Source organism: Streptomyces sp. Xyl84 (assembly GCF_059731885.1).
Map to the genome: position 1 here is coordinate 6,246,563 of NZ_AP029182.1, position 17,871 is coordinate 6,264,433.

Annotated in this window: 16 protein-coding genes and 1 pseudogene; 4 read left to right on the plus strand and 13 right to left on the minus strand. The window is 74.2% G+C overall.

The annotated features are described in order from the left end of the window. The first annotated feature begins 34 nt into the window (after positions 1-34). Positions 35-796, plus strand: a complete 762-nt coding sequence (locus AC6I72_RS27170; protein ID WP_498003758.1) for a GntR family transcriptional regulator — start codon at positions 35-37, stop codon at positions 794-796. A gap of 281 nt (positions 797-1,077) precedes the next feature. Here AC6I72_RS27170 and AC6I72_RS27175 read toward each other — a convergent pair whose 3' ends face one another. After that, a complete protein-coding gene (locus AC6I72_RS27175) occupies positions 1,078-2,235 on the minus strand; it encodes an ROK family transcriptional regulator (protein ID WP_498003759.1) in 1,158 nt (385 codons plus the stop codon). A 248-nt stretch (positions 2,236-2,483) separates the two neighbouring features. On the opposite strand from AC6I72_RS27175, the gene AC6I72_RS27180 reads away from it, so the two are divergent. After that, the gene (locus AC6I72_RS27180) at positions 2,484-2,927 is read left to right on the plus strand and encodes a hypothetical protein (RefSeq protein WP_498003760.1); all 444 of its coding nucleotides are present in this window, start codon (positions 2,484-2,486) and stop codon (positions 2,925-2,927) included. A gap of 94 nt (positions 2,928-3,021) precedes the next feature. Here the strand turns inward: AC6I72_RS27180 and mug are convergent, their stop codons facing one another. The 8 genes from mug to AC6I72_RS27220 form a co-directional block, all read right to left on the minus strand. Beyond that, positions 3,022-3,570, minus strand: coding sequence for a G/U mismatch-specific DNA glycosylase (mug, locus tag AC6I72_RS27185; RefSeq protein ID WP_498004830.1), 549 nt, complete (start codon positions 3,568-3,570; stop codon positions 3,022-3,024). Next, positions 3,567-5,009: an adenylosuccinate lyase gene (gene purB, locus AC6I72_RS27190; protein ID WP_498003761.1), complete on the minus strand. Its 1,443-nt coding sequence runs from the start codon at positions 5,007-5,009 to the stop codon at positions 3,567-3,569. The genes mug and purB overlap by 4 nt, the downstream gene beginning before the upstream one ends. A 59-nt stretch (positions 5,010-5,068) precedes the next feature. After that, positions 5,069-5,902, minus strand: a complete 834-nt coding sequence (locus AC6I72_RS27195) for an SGNH/GDSL hydrolase family protein (protein WP_498003762.1) — start codon at positions 5,900-5,902, stop codon at positions 5,069-5,071. Between the two features lie 178 nt (positions 5,903-6,080). Next, positions 6,081-7,094 carry a hemolysin family protein gene (locus tag AC6I72_RS27200; protein ID WP_498003763.1) on the minus strand — a complete coding sequence of 338 codons (1,014 nt, stop codon included), beginning with the start codon at positions 7,092-7,094 and terminating at the stop codon, positions 6,081-6,083. Then, entirely contained in the window at positions 7,091-8,476 is a 1,386-nt protein-coding gene (locus tag AC6I72_RS27205; protein WP_498003764.1) for a hemolysin family protein, read from the minus strand. The genes AC6I72_RS27200 and AC6I72_RS27205 overlap by 4 nt, the downstream gene beginning before the upstream one ends. Before the next feature lie 171 nt (positions 8,477-8,647). Continuing rightward, positions 8,648-9,082 (minus strand): GNAT family N-acetyltransferase, encoded by a 435-nt coding sequence (locus tag AC6I72_RS27210; RefSeq protein WP_498003765.1) that lies wholly within the window; start codon positions 9,080-9,082, stop codon positions 8,648-8,650. Positions 9,083-9,256: 174 nt separating this feature from the next. Beyond that, positions 9,257-11,830 (minus strand): ABC transporter permease, encoded by a 2,574-nt coding sequence (locus AC6I72_RS27215; RefSeq protein WP_498003766.1) that lies wholly within the window; start codon positions 11,828-11,830, stop codon positions 9,257-9,259. 5 nt (positions 11,831-11,835) lie between these two features. Further along, complete coding sequence (locus AC6I72_RS27220) at positions 11,836-12,738, minus strand: ABC transporter ATP-binding protein (protein ID WP_498003767.1); 903 nt, start codon at positions 12,736-12,738, stop codon at positions 11,836-11,838. 126 nt (positions 12,739-12,864) lie between these two features. Here AC6I72_RS27220 and AC6I72_RS27225 point away from each other — a divergent pair. Together AC6I72_RS27225 and AC6I72_RS27230 are read left to right on the plus strand one after the other, a co-directional pair. Continuing rightward, positions 12,865-13,074 (plus strand): annotated as a pseudogene (locus AC6I72_RS27225) (toxin-antitoxin system HicB family antitoxin); the annotation flags it as partial. A 187-nt stretch (positions 13,075-13,261) separates the two neighbouring features. Beyond that, positions 13,262-13,636 (plus strand): fic family toxin-antitoxin system, toxin component, encoded by a 375-nt coding sequence (locus AC6I72_RS27230; RefSeq protein WP_498003769.1) that lies wholly within the window; start codon positions 13,262-13,264, stop codon positions 13,634-13,636. Positions 13,637-13,651: 15 nt separating this feature from the next. Here the strand turns inward: AC6I72_RS27230 and AC6I72_RS27235 are convergent, their stop codons facing one another. The 4 genes from AC6I72_RS27235 to bioB form a co-directional block, all read right to left on the minus strand. Beyond that, the gene (locus AC6I72_RS27235; RefSeq protein ID WP_498003770.1) at positions 13,652-14,413 is read right to left on the minus strand and encodes a class I SAM-dependent methyltransferase; all 762 of its coding nucleotides are present in this window, start codon (positions 14,411-14,413) and stop codon (positions 13,652-13,654) included. A 99-nt stretch (positions 14,414-14,512) separates the two neighbouring features. Then, the gene (gene bioD, locus AC6I72_RS27240; protein ID WP_498003772.1) at positions 14,513-15,265 is read right to left on the minus strand and encodes a dethiobiotin synthase; all 753 of its coding nucleotides are present in this window, start codon (positions 15,263-15,265) and stop codon (positions 14,513-14,515) included. 1 nt (position 15,266) lies between these two features. After that, the gene (locus AC6I72_RS27245; RefSeq protein ID WP_498003773.1) at positions 15,267-16,556 is read right to left on the minus strand and encodes an adenosylmethionine--8-amino-7-oxononanoate transaminase; all 1,290 of its coding nucleotides are present in this window, start codon (positions 16,554-16,556) and stop codon (positions 15,267-15,269) included. Next, complete coding sequence (gene bioB, locus AC6I72_RS27250) at positions 16,549-17,802, minus strand: biotin synthase BioB (RefSeq protein WP_498003774.1); 1,254 nt, start codon at positions 17,800-17,802, stop codon at positions 16,549-16,551. The genes AC6I72_RS27245 and bioB overlap by 8 nt, the downstream gene beginning before the upstream one ends. Positions 17,803-17,871: the final 69 nt, after the last annotated feature.

The window sequence follows — 17,871 nt, forward strand, 5'->3', positions numbered from 1 at the left end:
ACGCCGCCGGACCACGGCGATTGCGGAGGACAGGGTGGGGACCACGCAGCTGGAACCGGTGCCGGAGCCGAAGTACTGGCACCTGAAGACCGTGCTCAGTGAGGCATTGGACTCCGAGTTCTCGGTCGGCGAGATCCTGCCCAACGAGCGGGACCTGGCCGCCCGCTTCGGAGTGGCCCGGGCGACCCTGCGCCAGGCCCTGGAACAGCTGGAGCTGGAGGGCAGACTGCAGCGCCGCCGCGGGGTCGGGACCACCGTCGCACCCCCGCGCGTGGGTGTGGCCGTCGGCGGCGGGCAGCACGCCTGGCCGGGCACGGCCGACGACGCCTGGCACCCCGTGGACTGCGTCCAGGCGGTCCCGCCCGCCGCTGTCGCCGACGCCCTGGGGGGCGACCGCGACGAGCCCGTGCACACGGTGCGCCGGTCCCGGATGAGCCACGGCCAGCCGGTCGCCGCCGAGCTGCTGTACGTGCCCGCGTCGTCGGTGCCCGGCCTGACCGCGATCGACGCGCCCTCGGGACCGGCACGCGCGCGTGCCGTGCTGCGCGAGCTGCAGCACCTGGACCTGGAGGGCCAGGAACGGGCGGTCGAACTCGGCTCGGCCCGCGCCGACGACGCCAAGGAGCTGGACCGGCTGCCCGGCGCGCCCGTCCTCGTCGTGACGACGCGCTTCGTCGCCGCGGGGGGCACCGCCGCGCTCTCCGTGGCCACCTACCGGGCCGACACCTGCCGGCTCACCTTCGGGGACTCAGGGCGCGTGGAGATCCACCACGGTCCGGAACGGAAGGCCTCCTGACCCCCGGCTGACGGGCCGTGGCGCCGCCCCGCGAAGCGGCCGCCGCCGTCGAGCCACCCCGCCCGGCCCGTCGCCCTGCCCTGCGGGTGCCGGGCCCGTAGGCCCTGTCGTCGAATTCCCGCCTGCCTCGCGACGCCATGCACGCACTCTCGCCGCACCGGGCCCAGACCCGAGTACGTCCAGTACGAGGGTCAGGGCCCGGCACGCCGAGAGCACGCACCTGACGCCGCGAGGCCCGCCCTCCGGGCGGACGACGGGAATGTGACGACAGGACCCAGGGCTCAGCGGCGGTTCGTCATCGTGCTCTCCACGGCGAAGAGCTCCTCCTCGACGTGGTCCAGGGCCAGTCGCAGGGCGCCCGTCGTCACGGCGGCCTCGCCGAGCACCGACAGGGTCACCTGCGGTGTCCGCAGGCAGTAGCGGGCCAGTTCACGCCGCAGCGGTTCCAGTACGCCGTCCAGGCCCGCCGCCCAGCCGCCGACGACCACCAGTTCCGGGTCCAGGGCCAGCACCAGTGCCGCCACGTCGTGCACGAGCCGCTGGATGAAGCGGTCCATGGCCGCGAGGGCCCGCTGGTCACCTTCCCGGGCCAGGGCGAAGACGCCCGCCACCGCCTGCTCGTCCAGGGGGTGCAGCGGCTGGTCCGTGGTGGACAGGAGCGTCTCGGGCGTGACGTCCCGTCCCAGCAGGTGCAGTGCGCCGATCTCACCGGCGGCCCCGCCGAACCCCCGGTGCAGCCGGCCGCCGATCAGCGAACCGGCGCCGGGGCTCAGTCCCGCCAGCACGAACACCACGTCGTTCGAGGCGGTGGCGGCGCCCTTCCAGTGCTCGGCGAGCGCCGCGGCGTTGGCGTCGTTCTCCACCAGCACCGGGCACCGGAAGGAACGGCCGAGCCGTTCGCCCAGGTTCAGGCCCGTCCAGCCGGGCAGCGCGGTGCCCAGCCGTACGACACCGCCCGCCTCGACGATCCCCGGGGTTCCGACCCCGACGGCCCGCAGCGAACTGCGCGGAACCCCGGCCCTGCGCAGCAGTTCGGCGACCGCGGTGCGCAGCCGCTCCAGGCGTTCGTCCGCGTCGGCGGCCTCGCCCACCTCCTTGGCCTGGGCGCCGAGCACCCGGCCGTCGAGGTCGGACAGGAGCGCCGCGACGCGGTGGGCACCGATCTCCAGGCCGAGCAGGTGCCCGGCCTCGGCCCGGAACCGGTAGCGCCGCGCGGGCCGTCCCTGCCGCCGGGCCGCGCCCTCCTCGGCGGCCTTCTCGGCGACGAGGCCCGCTTCCATGAGGTCCTCGACGACGCCCTCGACCGTCGGCCGGGACAGGCCGGTCAGCCGGGTGATCTCCGTGAGCGTCGCGCAGTCCGCGGCACGCAGCGCGTGCAGCACCACCGCGGAATTGATCCTTCGCAGCAGCGAGGGATCCCCGCCGGTCAGCCGCCCCAACGTCCGTCCTCCCAGCTCGTGCGCGTGTTGGGCGGATCGTACTCGGCGCGGGCCGGGGCAGCGAGTACCGGTACGGCGGGGGCGGTGCCCGCACGGGGGCGGCCGGCCCGGCCGGCCCGGTCCCGGGCAGCGCCCGGGGCCCGGATCGCCGTCAGGCGCTCCGCCCGGGCGCAGTACTCCCGCCGCATCCGGCGGACCCCCGCCTGACGCACCGCCAATTGTCAGTGGCGGCCGCTTTACTGGAACGCATGGACATCGCGAAGGCTCTCGCTGTGATCGACCGGCTGTGCGCCGAGGCGTTCCCCGCCGAGTCCGTCAGGACGGACGTCGGCACGGCGGGACCGGGTTACCTGATGGCCGAGTTGGAGACGAGCGACGACTTCTGGGAGGACGACGGCGGCCGGTGGGAGGAGACGGCGGATCAGTTCGCGTGCGACCGCGACGGGCTGGGGGAGCGGTTGACCGAGCGGTGGGGGAGCCCGCAGGCGTTCAGCCTGTACAGCGTGTTCGAACGGGCCACGCGCGGCGAGGAGACGGCGGAGCCGTGGGCCTCGCTCAGCGGGCACGTGCCCGACGTCCAGGTGTGGCGGGCGTCCGAGAGCGGCCGGTGGATAGCCCTCGGCGTCTCCCAGTGGGACAAGGAGCTGCCCTTCCAGCTCCTGGCGGTCGTCACGGCCACCGACCCGCCATGACCGGCATGAGTGCCGTGTCCCCCGGGACCACCACGAGGACGGCGACCAGCGGAACGGCCACGGCCACCACGCCCCCCGCGACGGCCGCGCTCCGTCACGCGGCCTCCGCCGCCGCCCGCAGCCGGGCGAACTCCACGGCCATGGTCTCCGCCGTCCAGTGCGCGTTCAGACCGCTCGGATTGGGCAGCACCCACACCCGGGAGGAGCCGATCGTCCGCTCCTGCGGACCGACCTGCGCCCGGCGTTCGCCGAAGGCCGCCCGGTACGCGGTGACACCGACCACGGCCAGCCACCGGGGCCGCAGCCGTGCCACCTTGAGCGCCAGCAGCCGCCCGCCCTCGCGGTACTCCTCCGCCGTCAGCTCGTCGGCCCGAGCCGTGGGCCGGGCCACCACGTTGGTGATCCCCAGCCCGTACGACAGCAGTTCGTCCTGTTCGGCGGGCTTCAGCAGCCTCGGGGTGAACCCGGAGCGGTGCAGCACCGGCCAGAACCGGTTGCCGGGGCGGGCGAAGTGGTGGCCCGTCACGGCGGTCGTCAGACCGGGGTTGATGCCGCAGAACAGCACGCTGAGACCGTCCGCGACCACGTCCGGTACGAGACGGTCGCGGGCGGCCTCGAGCTGCGCCTGGGTGAAGCGGGTCAGAGGATCGCCCCCGGGGCGTAGGCGGCGGCCTCCGGGTGCTCCTTGACGATCGCCTCGATACGGCCGACGACCGCGCCGACCTGGTCGGCGGCGGCGCCCGTGAAGGACAGCTTGTCGGCCATCAGCTCGTCCAGCTGCGCGCGGTCGAGCGGGAGGCGCTCGTCGGCGGCCAGCTTGTCGAGCAGATCGTTGCGCTCGGCGCCCTGTTCGCGCATGGCGAGCGCGGTGGCCACGGCGTTCTCCTTGATGGCCTCGTGGGCGACCTCACGGCCGACACCCGCCCGCACCGCGCCCATCAGCACCTTGGTGGTGGCGAGGAACGGCAGGTAGCGGTCCAGCTCGCGGGCGATCACCGCGGGGAAGGCACCGAACTCGTCGAGCACCGTCAGGAAGGTCTCCAGCAGTCCGTCCAGCGCGAAGAACGCGTCCGGCAGCGCGACCCGGCGCACCACCGAGCAGGAGACGTCACCCTCGTTCCACTGGTCGCCCGCCAGCTCGCCGGTCATCGAGGCGTAGCCGCGCAGGATCACCATGAGGCCGTTGACACGTTCGCAAGAACGGGTGTTCATCTTGTGCGGCATCGCCGAGGAGCCGACCTGGCCGGGCTTGAAGCCCTCGGTGACCAGTTCGTGCCCGGCCATCAGCCGGATCGTCTTGGCCAGCGACGACGGGGCCGCCGCGAGCTGCACCAGCGCGGTGACGACCTCGTAGTCGAGGGAGCGCGGGTAGACCTGGCCGACCGAGGTGAAGGCCTGGCCGAAGCCCAGGTGGGCGGCGATCCGCCGCTCCAGCTCCGCCAGCTTCGCGGCGTCGCCGCCGAGCAGGTCCAGCATGTCCTGCGCGGTGCCGACCGGGCCCTTGATGCCGCGCAGCGGATAGCGGCCCAGCAGTTCCTCGACCCGCCCGTACGCCACCAGCAACTCGTCGGCCGCGGTGGCGAACCGCTTGCCCAGGGTGGTGGCCTGCGCGGCGACGTTGTGGGAGCGGCCGGCCATGACCAGCTCCCCGTACTCCGCGGCCAGCTTGCCCAGGCGGGCCAGGACGGCCACCGTGCGGTCGCGCACCAGCTCCAGCGAGAGCCGGATCTGCAGCTGCTCCACGTTCTCCGTGAGGTCGCGCGAGGTCATGCCCTTGTGCACGTGCTCGTGCCCGGCGAGGTCGTTGAACTCCTCGATCCGTGCCTTCACGTCGTGCCGCGTGACCTTCTCGCGCTCGGCGACGGAAGCCAGGTCGACCTGGTCCAGAACGCGCTCGTAGTCGGCGATGGCCGCGTCCGGGACCTCGATCCCGAGATCCTTCTGGGCGCGCAGCACGGCGAGCCAGAGCTGCCGCTCCAGCCTCACCTTCTGCTCGGGCGACCACAGCGTGGCGAGCTGGGCGGAGGCGTAGCGTCCGGCGAGGACGTTGGGGATGCGGGGCTTGGCGGGAGCGGAAGTCACGTGTACGGATTCTACTGGCGAATCGTGCAGGCCAGCGCCACCGGGGCCTTCGTCCGAACCTACGAGGGCCGGGAACCCGAGGAGCCGGTGCGCCGGGCGCCGGCCGCGTCCGGGCCCGGGTAGGGCAGCAGCTCGGGGCGCTTGGCCGGGCGCCCGTCACCGGAGGAGCGGCCGGTCAGCCGCCTGCCTATCCAGGGGAGCAGGTGCTCCCGGGCGAAACGGGCGTCCGCGGCCCGGCGGGTCAGCCAGCCGGGCGGCAGGGTCGCCGGCAGCGGCGTGCGCCACTCGGGGTCCTCCGGCTCGTGGCCGAGCGCCTGCCACACCGCCTCCGCGACCCGGCGATGGCCCTCGTCGGTCAGGTGCAGCCGGTCCACGCCCCACAGGCGCGGGTCGGCGAGCGACGGGGCCCCGTACAGGTCGACGACGACCGCGCCGTGCCGCTCGGCCAGCTCGTCGACGCAGGCGTACAGCTCCTCCATGCGGGGCCGGAACCGCTCCAGGACGGGGCCCTGGCGGCCCGGGCTGCGCATCAGCACGAGCTGCCGGCACGACGGGGCCAGCCGCTCCACCGCCTGCGTCAGCAGCCCGCGCACCCGGCCCATGTCGCACTTGGGCCGCAGGGTGTCGTTCAGCCCGCCGACCAGGGTGACCACGTCGGCCCGCATGGCAGCCGCCGCCTCGACCTGCTCGTCGACGATCTGCCCGATGAGCTTGCCCCGCACGGCGAGGTTGGCGTACCGGAAGCCGGGACTGCGCTCGGCCATCCGGGCCGCCAGCAGGTCGGCCCAGCCCCGGTAGGAGCCGTCGGGCAGCAGGTCCGACATGCCCTCGGTGAAGGAGTCGCCGACCGCGACCAGGCTGGAGTACGGGGGGTTCGTGGCGTTCGTCTGCATGGCGTGAGCGATGGTAACCCGCCGCCACACCCGCATACCAAGCGGTCGGTCCCACCGGCTGGGACCCCAGTCCGGGCCGCCGCTTGGGCCGACCTGCCGGGCCCGCCGCCCGGGTCTCCGGCTCCCGGGCCGCCCGCCGGGCCCCACCGCCTCGGCCGGGCCGGTGGGGCCCTCCGCCTCAGACGCGCTGCCCGAACAGTTCCCGCAGCACGTCCTCCATCGTCACCAGCCCGGCCAGCCGCCCGTCGGTGCCCAGCACCGCCGCGAGGTGCGTACGGCTGCCGCGCATCGCGGTCAGCACGTCGTCCAGCGGGGTGCTCTCCCTGACCCGGGCGATCGGGCGCATGTCACGCGGACGGAAGGGCTCGGTGCGCGGCGAGGCGTCCAGCGCGTCCTTCACATGCAGGTACCCGATGATCCGGCGCTGATCGTCGACCACGGGGAAGCGCGAGAAGCCGGACTCGGCCGACAGCCGCTCCAACTGCTCCGGGGTCACCCCGAGACGGGCGTAGACCACCTGCTCCAGGGGGAGCACGACGTCGCGCACCGGCCGGCTGCCCAGCTCCAGCGCGTCGTGGAGCCGCTCCTGCGCCCGGTCGTCGATGAGACCGGCCTCGCTGGCGTCCTTGACGATCTCGGCCAGTTCCGTGTCCGTGAAGGTGGCCGAGACCTCGTTCTTGGCCTCCACCCGCAACAGCTTGAGCAGGACGTTGGCGAACGTGTTCACCGTGAAGATCACCGGACGCAGCGCGCGGGACAGCGCGACCAGCGGCGGGCCGAGCAGGAGCGCGCTGCGCACCGGCTCCGCGAGCGCCACGTTCTTGGGCACCATCTCGCCGAGGAGCATGTGCAGATAGGTCGCCAGCGCCAGCGCGATCACGAACGACACCGCGTGGCCCGCCCCGGACGGCACACCGACCGCGTGGAACACCGGCTCCAGCAGGTGCGCTATCGCGGGTTCGGCGACCACACCGAGGACCAGCGTGCACAGGGTGATACCGAGCTGTGCCGCCGCGAGCAGCGCCGACACGTGCTCCAGGCCCCACAGCACGCTCCGGGCGCGCCGGTCGCCCTCCTCGGCGTACGGCTCGACCTGGCTGCGGCGCACCGAGATCAGCGCGAACTCGGCGCCCACGAAGAAGGCGTTGACGACCAGGGTCGCCAGACCGATCAGAATCTGTACGGCGGTCACCGGCCGGCCCTCTTCCCGTCGCTCAGGTGCTTGCCCGCGTGCCCGTCGCGCACCGCGGCGGCGTCGTGACGGCCGCCGTCGAGCGGGGCGTGCAGCAGCACACGGGCCGCGCGGCGCCCGCTCGCGTCCACCACGTCCAGCCGCCAGCCCGCCACGTCCAGGACGTCGCCCGTCTCCGGTATCCGGCCCAGTTCCGCGGCGACCAGGCCCGCCAGGGTCTCGTAGGGCCCGTCGGGCACCCGCCAGCCCACACGGGCCAGCTGGTCGACCCGGGCGGAGCCGTCGGCGGAGTACAGGGAGCGGCCCTCGTCGTCCGCCCCGGCCGGGGCGAGGTCGGGTGTCTCGTGCGGATCGTGCTCGTCGCGCACCTCGCCGACGACCTCCTCGACGATGTCCTCCAGGGTCGCCACCCCGGCCGTGCCGCCGTACTCGTCGATGACGACCGCCATCGTCCGCCTGCCGGACAGCCGGTCCAGGAGCCGGTCGACGGTCAGCGACTCGGGGACGAGCATCGGCTCGCGCATGATCTCGGAGACCCGCAGGTGGGTACGGCGCTCGGCGGGCACCGCCAGGACGTCCTTGACGTGGGCCGTGCCCACCACCGAGTCCAGGCTGCCGCGGTACACGGGGAAGCGGGACAGACCGGTCGCCCGGGTCGCGTTCGCCACGTCCTCGCAGGTGGCCTGGGCCTCCAGGGCGACGACCTGGACGCGCGGCGTCATCACGTTCTCCGCGGTGAGGTCGGCCAGGTTGAGCGTGCGGACGAACAGCTCGGCGGTGTCCGCCTCCAGGGCACCCTGCTTGGCCGAGTGCCGGGCCAGCGCCGCCAGTTCCTGGGGCCCGCGCGCGGAGGCCAGCTCCTCGGCGGGCTCCACCCCGAGCCTGCGCACCACGCGGTTCGCCGTGTTGTTCAGGTGGGTGATGAACGGGCGGAACGCGCCGCTGAACCAGCGCTGCGGGGTGGCCACGTGCCGGGCCACGGCCAGCGGTGAGGAGATCGCCCAGTTCTTGGGCACCAGCTCACCCACCACCATCAGGAACACGGTGGACAGGGCGGTGCCCACGACCAGGGCAACGGAGGTCGCCACGGACCGCGAGACGCCCAGCGACTGGAGCGGACCCGCGAGGAGCTTGGCGATCGAGGGCTCGGCGAGCATGCCGACGACCAGGTTGGTGACGGTGATGCCGAGCTGCGCGCCGGACAGCTGGAACGTCAGGTTCCGTACGGCTTTGAGGGCACCGGCGGCGCCGCGCTCACCGCGTTCGGCCGCGCGCTCCAGCGCGCCGCGCTCGACGGTGGTGAGCGAGAACTCGGCCGCGACGAAGGCGCCGCAGGCCAGCGACAACAGGACCGCCACGAGCAGGAGGAGCACTTCGGTCATCGGGTCACCCCCCTCCCATGGTCGGCCAGGACACGGGGGATCGCGCGGTGGTGCGTACGGCTACTGGGAGGCTCGCCCATGGACGGACGCTCACAACCTTTCATGAAGGACCGGGTGTCCCTCCATGGTAAAGGACGAGCAAAAATACCCTCCCGTGCGCCGGGCTCCCGGTCAGTCCGTCCGGTCGGCGAGCGGCTTCACCCAGCGCCGCCAGTGCTCCTCCGGCGCGTAACCCGCCGCCCGCCAGGCGAGGTGGGCCCGCTCGTTGCGCGTGAGCACCATCGCGTCGCCGCGCCGCCCGCCGAGCCGTACGAAACGTTCCTCGGCGGCGGCGAGCAGGGCCGAGCCGATGCCCTGGCGCCGGCGCCCGGGACGCACCGCCAGCCGGTACAGGTGGCAGCGCCAGCCGTCGAAGCCCGCGATCACGGTGCCGACCAGCTCGCCGGCGTCCTCCGCCAGCAGCAGCGCCTCCGGGTCGCGTGCGACCAGCCGCGCCACGCCGTCCCGGTCGTCACTGATGCTCGTGCCCTCCGCCGCCGTCCTCCAGAAGGCCAGTACGGTGTCGAGGTCGGCGGGGGTCGCGGGCCGAATACGCAGGTCAGTCATGGCGTGATCCCACCACGCAGGCCGGGGCTTCGAGTTCGAATTCCATGATGCGGACGTTCCATCCCGCCGCCCGCCGCCCGCCGCCCGCCGCCCGCCGCCCGCCGCCCGCCGCCCGCCGCCCGCCGCCCGCCGCCCGCCGTCTCTCCCCTCACAGCGCCTCGGCCACCGATCCCCTCACTCGTGCGCGATCGCCGCCAGCACGTTCATCCGGGACGCCCGCAGGGCCGGCAGCAGGGCCGCGACGATCCCCACCACGGCCGAGCCGATCACGACCGCGACGATCGTGCTCCAGGGGATCGCCAGCGTCTTCATCCCCTGCAGGGCCAGGACCCGCTGGGTGCACACCCCCCACACCAGTCCGAGCGCCAGCCCGAGGACCGCGCCGAACACCGCGATCACCACCGACTCCAGCCGGATCATGCGCCGCAGCTGCCGCCGCGCCAGCCCGATGGCCCGCAGCAGCCCGATCTCCCGCGTCCGCTCCACCACCGACAGCGCCAGCGTGTTCACCACTCCGAGCACGGCGATCACGATGGCCAGCCCGAGCAGCGCGTAGACCAGGTAGAGCAGCACCGCGATCTGGTCGTGCACCAGCTTCTTGTAGTCGGCCTGGTCACGCACCTGCACGGTCGGATACGGGGCGAGGACCTTCTCCAGCCGGGCGCGCAGCCGGGCGGGGCTCGTGCCCGGGGCCGCGTCCACGTACAGCGCGGCGTCCTGCGTGCCGGGGGCGTACCGGTCGAGGGTGCCGATACCGAGGTACAGGCCGCCCTGGAGACCGAACCCCTCCGCCGTGTCCTGGTCGGTCAGGGCGCCGACGGTCAGGTCGCCCCGGCGTCCGCCCTGGAACTCCGCGGGCACCGCGGTCCCCAGCCGCACGCCGTGCTCGCGCGCGAAGCCCACGTCCATGGCCAGGTGCCCGCCGGCCAGCGCCGTCGCGGTGTTCCCCGCCGAGTACGTCATGTGGGCGACGTCGTCCAGCCGACGGTCGTAGGCGGAGGCGACCGTCTCGACCCGCTTGCCGTCCGGCAGCCGCACCGCGATCGCCGCCAGCCGCTGCCGGACCACGAGACCCGCCCCGGGAGTGGCCCGGACGGTGTGCGTGACCTGCTGCGGGAAGGGCATGAACGTGTGGGTCTGCACGATGTAGTCGGCGCCGAGCGTGCGTTCGATCTGGTGGTCGATGGAACGGGTCATGGAGGCGCTGGCCACGGACATCCCGCCGACCAGGGCGAGGCCCACCATCAGGGCGGCGGCCGTGGCGCCGGTCCGGCGCGGGTTGCGCAGGGCGTTGCGCTGGCTCATCCGGCCGACCGCGCCGAAGAGCGCGGGGAACCAGCCGCCCAGCACCCGGATCAGCGGACGCACCAGCAGCGGGCCCGCGATCACGGTCGCCACCAGCGTCAGGACGACACCGGACCCGAGGAGCGTGACGGCGGTCGCGGTCCGGCCGGCCGCGGCGCACCCCCCGAGCGCGACCGCACCCGCGGTGCCGAGCACCGCCCCCGCCACCGCGCGGACCTTCAGGGGCCGCCCCACACCGGCGACCTCGGCGTCCGCGAGGGCCGCCATGGGGGAGACGGCCGCGGCGCGGCGGGCCGGGAGGCAGGCCGCCACGAACGTCACGCCGACCCCGATGAGATACGCGGTCAGGGGCGTCGTCCACCCGACCACCATCTCGGTCGTGCGCAGGTGCATGCCGAAGACGCCCAGGAGACGGATCAGGCCGGCCGCGAGACCGATGCCGGCCGCCAGGCCCAGCGTGGAGCCGGCCAGGCCCAGCAGCACCGCCTCGGTCAGCACCGACCGGCGCACCTGCCGCCGGTCGGCGCCCAGGACGCGCAGCAGGCCCAGCTCGCGGGTGCGCTGGGCGATCAGCATGGCGAAGGTGTTGACGATCAGGAAGACACCGACGAGGACCGCGATCCCGGCGAAGCCGAGCATCACGAACTTGACGATCGCCAGGAAGGGGCCGAGGCTTTCGGCGGCCGACCTGACGTGCTCGGCCGCCGTCTTCACGTCGTACGCCCCGCCGCCGCTGCCCAGCGCCGCCACGATCCGCTCCCGCAGCTCGGCGTCCGTGACGCCCGCCGCCGCGTCGACGGAGATGCTGGTCGCGCGGGCCGTCGAGCCGAGCAGCCGGGTCTGCGCGGTCGGCGTGTCGAGGTACAGCAGCGCCGCGCCCGGATTGGTGGTGGTGAAGGTGGCGATGCCCACCACCCGCACCCGGAAGGTCCCCGGCTGCGCCTGGACCGTCAGCACGTCACCGGTCCGCACGTGCTGGTGCGCGGCCGTGTCCGCGTCCAGCAGGGCCTCGCCGGGACCGTGCGGGGCGTGTCCCGAGGTCAGTCTCACCGGGCTGTGGTCGGTGACCTCCCAGTTGCGGGCCACGGTGGGGGCGCCGGTGGTCGGGCCGACCGGCCGGTTCCGGCTGTCGACGACGACCACGGTGTCGACCGAGGCTTCCACGTGGGCGGCCGCGACGCCCGGCACGCGGGACAGCCGTCCGGCGAGCGAGGCGGGCACGGTCTGCAGCGCCCCCGTGTGCAGGGGCGACCTCAGCTCCTGCCGGGGCGCCACGCTGACATCGGCCGCGGTGGAGGCGAAGAGCCGGTCGAAGGTGCGGGAGACGGTGTCGGAGAAGATCGTGCTGCCCGCGACGAAGGCCACGGACAGCACGATGGCCAGGGCGGAGAGCAGCAGCCGCCCCCGGTGGGCGAGAAAACTGCGCAGCGTCGCCTTGAGCACGCCGGTCAGGCCTCCTCGACGGCGGTGCCGTCCCCGTCGCGCAGCAGCGGGCCGCCCCCCGCCGGCGGGCCGCCGATCAGACCGGGGGCGGGCGTGCGCCGGTCGACCCCGGCGAACAGGCGCATGCGCTCCAGCACCGCCTCGGCCGTCGGGTGCGGCATCTCGTCGACGATCCGGCCGTCCGCGAGGTAGAGCACGAGGTCGGAGTGGGCGGCGGCGCCCGGGTCGTGGGTCACCATGACGACGGTCTGCCCGAGTCCGTCGACGGCGTCCCGCAGGAAGCCGAGCACCTCCAGGCCCGCCCGCGAGTCGAGGTTGCCGGTCGGCTCGTCCGCGAAGATCAGTTCCGGCCGGGAGGCGAGGGCCCGCGCGCAGGCCACCCGCTGCTGCTGGCCGCCGGAGAGCTGCGCGGGCCGGTGCCCGAGCCGGTCCCTCAGCCCCAGCGTGTCGACGACCTGGTCCAGCCACCGCGGGTCGGGCCTGCGGCCCGCGATGTCCATCGGCAGGGTGATGTTCTCCAGGGCGTCGAGCGTGGGGATGAGGTTGAACGACTGGAACATGAACCCGATCCGGTCCCGCCGCAGCCGGGTCAGCTCGCGGTCCTTCAGAGCGGTGATCTCGGTGTCACCGACCCAGACCTGCCCGGCCGACACGGTGTCCAGCCCGGCCAGGCAGTGCATCAGCGTGGACTTGCCGGAGCCGGAGGGACCCATGACCGCGGTGAAGCGGCCGCGGGCGACGTCCACGTCCACCGAGTCCAGGGCGAGTACGGAGGTCTCGCCCGAGCCGTACGCCTTGGTCAGCCCGCGGGCGCGGGCCGCCGCGCCGGGCACAGGGCCCGGCACCACGTCGGGTGGGGACACGGCGGCCTCCTCGGCGGTGGGTCGGTCCGGAATGTCCTGACTCATAACTTTTCTCTCCCCGGTCGAGCGTAGTGTGACCGACCGCCCGGCCGGTATCCCTCCAAGGGCCGAGCGGGTCCTGCGGGCGCCGCTGCCGCTCCCGTCCTCCCTTGCCGTTGCTAGCGTCGAGGCATGGCGAAGACCCAGCTGAACGTGCGGGTGGACGAGGGCACGGCCCGCGCCGCCCGCGAACGCGCCCTCGCCCGCGGCATGAGCGTCAACCGCTACATCGAGGAACTGGTCCGTCAGGACACGGGCGAGACCGGCCGCACCTTCGTGGAGGCCGCCGCCGACTTCATGAAGAGCTACGAGGCGGTCTTCGCGCAGGAGTTCGACGGAGCGTCCGTACGCCGACCGGCGCCGAACGCGGCCGAGGACGGTGCGACCGTCGCGGACGAGGAACATCCGAAGGCGGCGCACGAGGAACACCCGACGGTCGCGGCCGAGGATCCCGCGACCGTCGCCGGCGAAGAGCGCGCGATCGTCGCTGACGACGTCACGCACCACGGCGAAGGGCGTCGCTGAGCCCTTGAGCGACGTCCGCATCGACCTCGCCTGGCTGCTCATGCTCGCCGAGCGCATGACACCCGGAGACCCCCAGGTCACCGACTGGGGCGCTCTGGTGGCCGCGGTGGCGCGCCACCGCGCCGAGATCTTCGACGTGCCCGTCTACGACTCCCCGCAGGCGCGCGCCGCCGCACTGCTCCAACTCCTCGTCCACGTCCCCGCCCTGGAGCGCTCGAACGCGCTGTTCGCCTCCGCGGTGGCGTACGCCTACCTGGTCGCCAGCGGACTGAAGGTCTCCCCCTCACCCGAACAGGTGCGTGATCTGGCGCGGCTGGTCAAGAGGGGGGACGCCTCGGTGCACGAGATCGCCCGAGAACTGCGCCGGTGGAGCACGTGACCGGCTGAACTCAGCTCAGGGGCCTGCGCCCGGCTCGCTTCCCGCCCCGGAGCGGAACCCTGGACCGGGCTCGTCGCCCGCGTCGCGCCGTCCGTCCGCGGCCGGGCGCCAGGCCGTGCCCAGCGAGCAGTACGAACTCGGCAGGACCGGCCCCGTCTCCGGCAGCAGCACCCGACGGTAGGGGCCCAGGACGAAACCGGCCGCCCGCAGCGCGGCCACCGGATCGCGCGACAGGTGGCAGCCGCCGCTCAACGGCGGCCACACCGTGCGGTCCAGGGCCCGCTGGGCGAGGCCCATCACCCGGCCGCCGCCCACGCCGTGCTCGAAGAACCGCACCTCGCCGCCCGGCCGCAGCACCCGCCGCGCCTCGGCCAGGGCCCGGGACACGTCGTGCACGCTGCACAGCACCAGCGAGAACACCACCGCGTCGAAGGCCTCGCTCTTGACCGGCAGCGCCTCGGCGCACCCCGGCACCACGTCGACCGGCACGTCCGCGCGCAGGGCCGCCGCCACGGCCTTGTGCCGCAGCAGGCGCTCCGGCTCGATCGCGACGACCTCCGCGACCCCGCCGGGGTAGTGCGCGAAGTTCAGCCCGTTGCCCGCGCCGATCTCGATCACCCGTCCCGTGAGACCGGCCAGCAGCCGCTCGCGCAGCCCCGCCATGCCCAGCCGGGTCTCCGCGGCCACGCTGAAGCGGGCGTAGCAGCGGGCGAACAGCGGATGACGGACGGGATCGCGCCCGGCCCTGCCGAAGCCCGCGGTGGAGCAAGGCGGCATGGCGACCTCCCGGTCCGTATCGGTGCCTGGAGTGAGTGTCCCCCGCCCGGCCGCCCGGCACGCGCGGCCGCCCCCCGCGCGCGGGAGCGCGGGGAGCTGTCAGTGCGCGGGAGTGCGCCCGGCCTGGCCGAACGGCGCGGGCGCCTCGCGCACCGTGAAGGCGGCCGCGTCCCAGCTGCCGTCGAGGCGCGGCGCGAGCCACTGCCCGGCGTCCCTGCGGAAGGCGGCCGGCGCCAGTGCCCCCGCCCCCTCGGGCAGCGCGCCGAGCAGGGGGGCGCCGGCCACCAGCGGCAGGTCGGCGACGTTGCACCGGGAGGCGAGGTCGGGGCGGGCGGGCCAGCTGCCGATCACCACACCGAGCAGGGCCAGCTCGCGCTCGCGCAGCTCACGGGCGGTCAGCTCGGTCGTGTTCAGCGTGCCGAGCCCGGCGGAGGCGACCACGAGCACCGGGGCCCGCAGCAGCTTCGCGGCGTCCGCGAGGGTCCCGCCTGCCGCGTCGAACCGCACCAGGAGGCCGCCGGCGCCCTCCACCAGCACCAGGTCGTGCTCGGTCGCCAGCTTGGCGGCGGCCTCGGCCACCTCCTCCGGCCGCACCGGCGCCCGTCCGGCGCGCAGCGCGGCCGTGCCCGGCGCCAACGGCTCCGGGTAGCGGGCGACCTCACGTGCCGTCACCGGACCGGCGAGCCGCGCGACCTCGTCGGCGTCCCCGCGCTCGTCCGGGCCCACACCCGTCTGCGCGGCCTTCAGCACGGCCACCGACCGGCCGGCCCCGAGAGCCGCCGCGGCGACGGCGGCCGTCGCGACGGTCTTGCCGACCTCCGTGCCCGTCCCCGTGATCACCAGTACCGGCATCTCATCCCTCCCGCGCCGCCGCGCACACCGCGCGGGCGATCCGTGCCAGGTCCGCGTCGTCCGTGACGTACGGCGGCATCGTGTACACCAGGTCCCGGAACGGCCGCAGCCACACGCCCTCGCGCACGGCGGCCCGGGTCGCCGCCGCCATGTCCACCGGACGGTCGAGCTGGACGACCCCGATGGCGCCCAGCACGCGTACGTCCCGCACGCCCGGCAGCCGCGCCGCCGGAGCCAGCCCCTCCCGCAGGCCCGCCTCGATCCGCTTGACCTCACCGAGCCAGTCCTGCCCCAGCAGCAGGCCGATCGAGGCGCACGCCACGGCGGCGGCCAGCGGATTGCCCATGAACGTCGGGCCGTGCGCCAGCACCGGCACCTCGCCGCGCGAGATCCCGTCGGCCACCCGCGCGGTGCACAGCGTCGCGGCCATGGTCAGGTAGCCACCGGTGAGCGCCTTGCCCACGCACATCACGTCGGGGGTCACCGCCGCGTGGTCCGCCGCGAACAGCGCGCCGGTGCGGCCGAACCCGGTCGCGATCTCGTCGAACACCAGCAGCACCCCGTGCGCGTCGCACGCCTCGCGCAGCACCCGCAGGTAGGCGGGGGAGTGGAACCGCATCCCGCCCGCGCCCTGCACCACCGGTTCGACGATCACGGCGGCCAGTTCGCCCGCGTGGCGTTCGATCAGCTCGCACAGGTGCGCCGCGTACGTCTCGTCGTACCCGGTGGGCGGCGCGTCCGCGAAGACCTGGCGCGGCAGCACGCCCGACCACAGTTCGTGCATCCCGCCCTCGGGGTCGCACACGGACATCGGCTGCCAGGTGTCCCCGTGGTAGCCGCCCCGCCAGGTCAGCAGCCGCCGCTTCTCCGGGCGGCCGAGCGAGCGCCAGTACTGCAGGCACATCTTCACGGCGACCTCGACCGAGACCGAGCCGGAGTCGGCCAGGAAGACGTGTTCCAGACCGTCGGGAGACATGTCGACAAGGAGCTTCGCGAGCCGGACGGCGGGCTCGTGGGTGAGCCCGCCGAACATCACATGGCTCATCCGCGCCGACTGCGCGCGGGCGGCCTCGTCGAGCACCGGGTGGCGGTAGCCGTGGATCGCCGCCCACCACGACGACATCCCGTCCACCAGCTCGCCCGCGCCGCCGGCGAGCTTCAGCCGCACCCCGCTCGCCGACTCCACGACGAGCGGTTCCTGGCGGCCCGGCATCGGGCCGTAGGGGTGCCACACGTGCCGCCGGTCGAGATCCAGCAACTCCGGCACCCGCAGAACGGACGGGTCAGGCATTGGGCGCGAGGTCCGTTCCGGCACCGCGGTGGCGCAGCGCCACCAGGTCGGTGCGGGGCTCGGCCGGGCTCGCGGGGGCGGCCGGGGCTGTCGCCGCACCGCAGACACCGCCGTCCGCGTGCGAGGCGCACCCGCCGCTCTCGTGCGACCCGCACCCGCCGTCCGCGTGCGAGGCACACCCGCCGTCCCGCGGGGCGCCGCCGCCCTCGCCCGCGTGCGAGCCGCAGCCGGCCCCGGCCCGCGCGCGGTGCTCCGGCAGCGTCACCTGGTCGCTGCCCTCCACCTCGAAGCCCGCGTCCGCGATCATCTCCAGGTCGTCCTTGCCCGCCTGGCCCTCGGTGGTCAGGTAGTCGCCGAGGAAGATCGAGTTGGCCAGGTGGAGCGCGAGCGGCTGCATGGTCCGCAGATGGACCTCGCGGCCACCGGCGATGCGCACCTCGATGTCCGGGCACACGAACCGCACCATCGCGAGGATCCGCAGGCACCGCTGCGGGGTGAGGTTCCACTCCGCGGCCAGCGGGGTCCCCTCGACCGGGATGAGGAAGTTGACCGGCACCGAGTCCGGGTCCAGCGCGCGCAGCGCGTAGACGACGTCGACCAGGTCCTCGTCGCTCTCGCCCATGCCGGCGATGAGCCCCGAGCACGCGGACAGCCCCGCCGCGTGGGCCTTGTTCACCGTGTCCACCCGGTCGGCGTAGGTGTGGGTGGTCGTGATGTCGCCGTACGTCGACTCGGAGGTGTTGAGGTTGTGGTTGTACGCGTCGGCGCCCGCCGCGCGCAGCCGCTCGGCCTGACCGTCGGAGAGCAGTCCGAGACAGGCGCACACCTCGACGCCCTCGTTCTGGTCCTTGATCGCCCTGATGGTCTCCGAGACCCGGTCCACGTCCCGGTCGGTCGGCCCGCGCCCGCTGGCCACCAGGCAGACCCGCTTGGCACCGCCCGCCAGGCCCGCCGCCGCGGCCCGGGAGGCGTCGTCGGGCTTGAGCCAGGTGTACTTGAGGATGTCCGCCTTCGAGCCGAGCCGCTGCGAGCAGTACGAGCAGTCCTCGGGGCACAGGCCGGACTTGAGGTTGACGAGGTAGTTGAGTTTCACCCGGCGGCCGAACCAGCGGCGGCGCACCTTCCCGGCCGCGGCCACCACATCGAGCAGATCGTCGTCGGAGGTGGCCAGGACGGCCAGAGCTTCCTCACGGGTCGGCAGTTCGCGCCGAAGCCCCTTGTCCACCAGCGTGTTCAGCAGGTCCATGAGAGCCGATCCTGTCCTACGGGGCCATCCGGGGCCAAGGAGAGTTTGCACAACAGAGACGGTTCGACG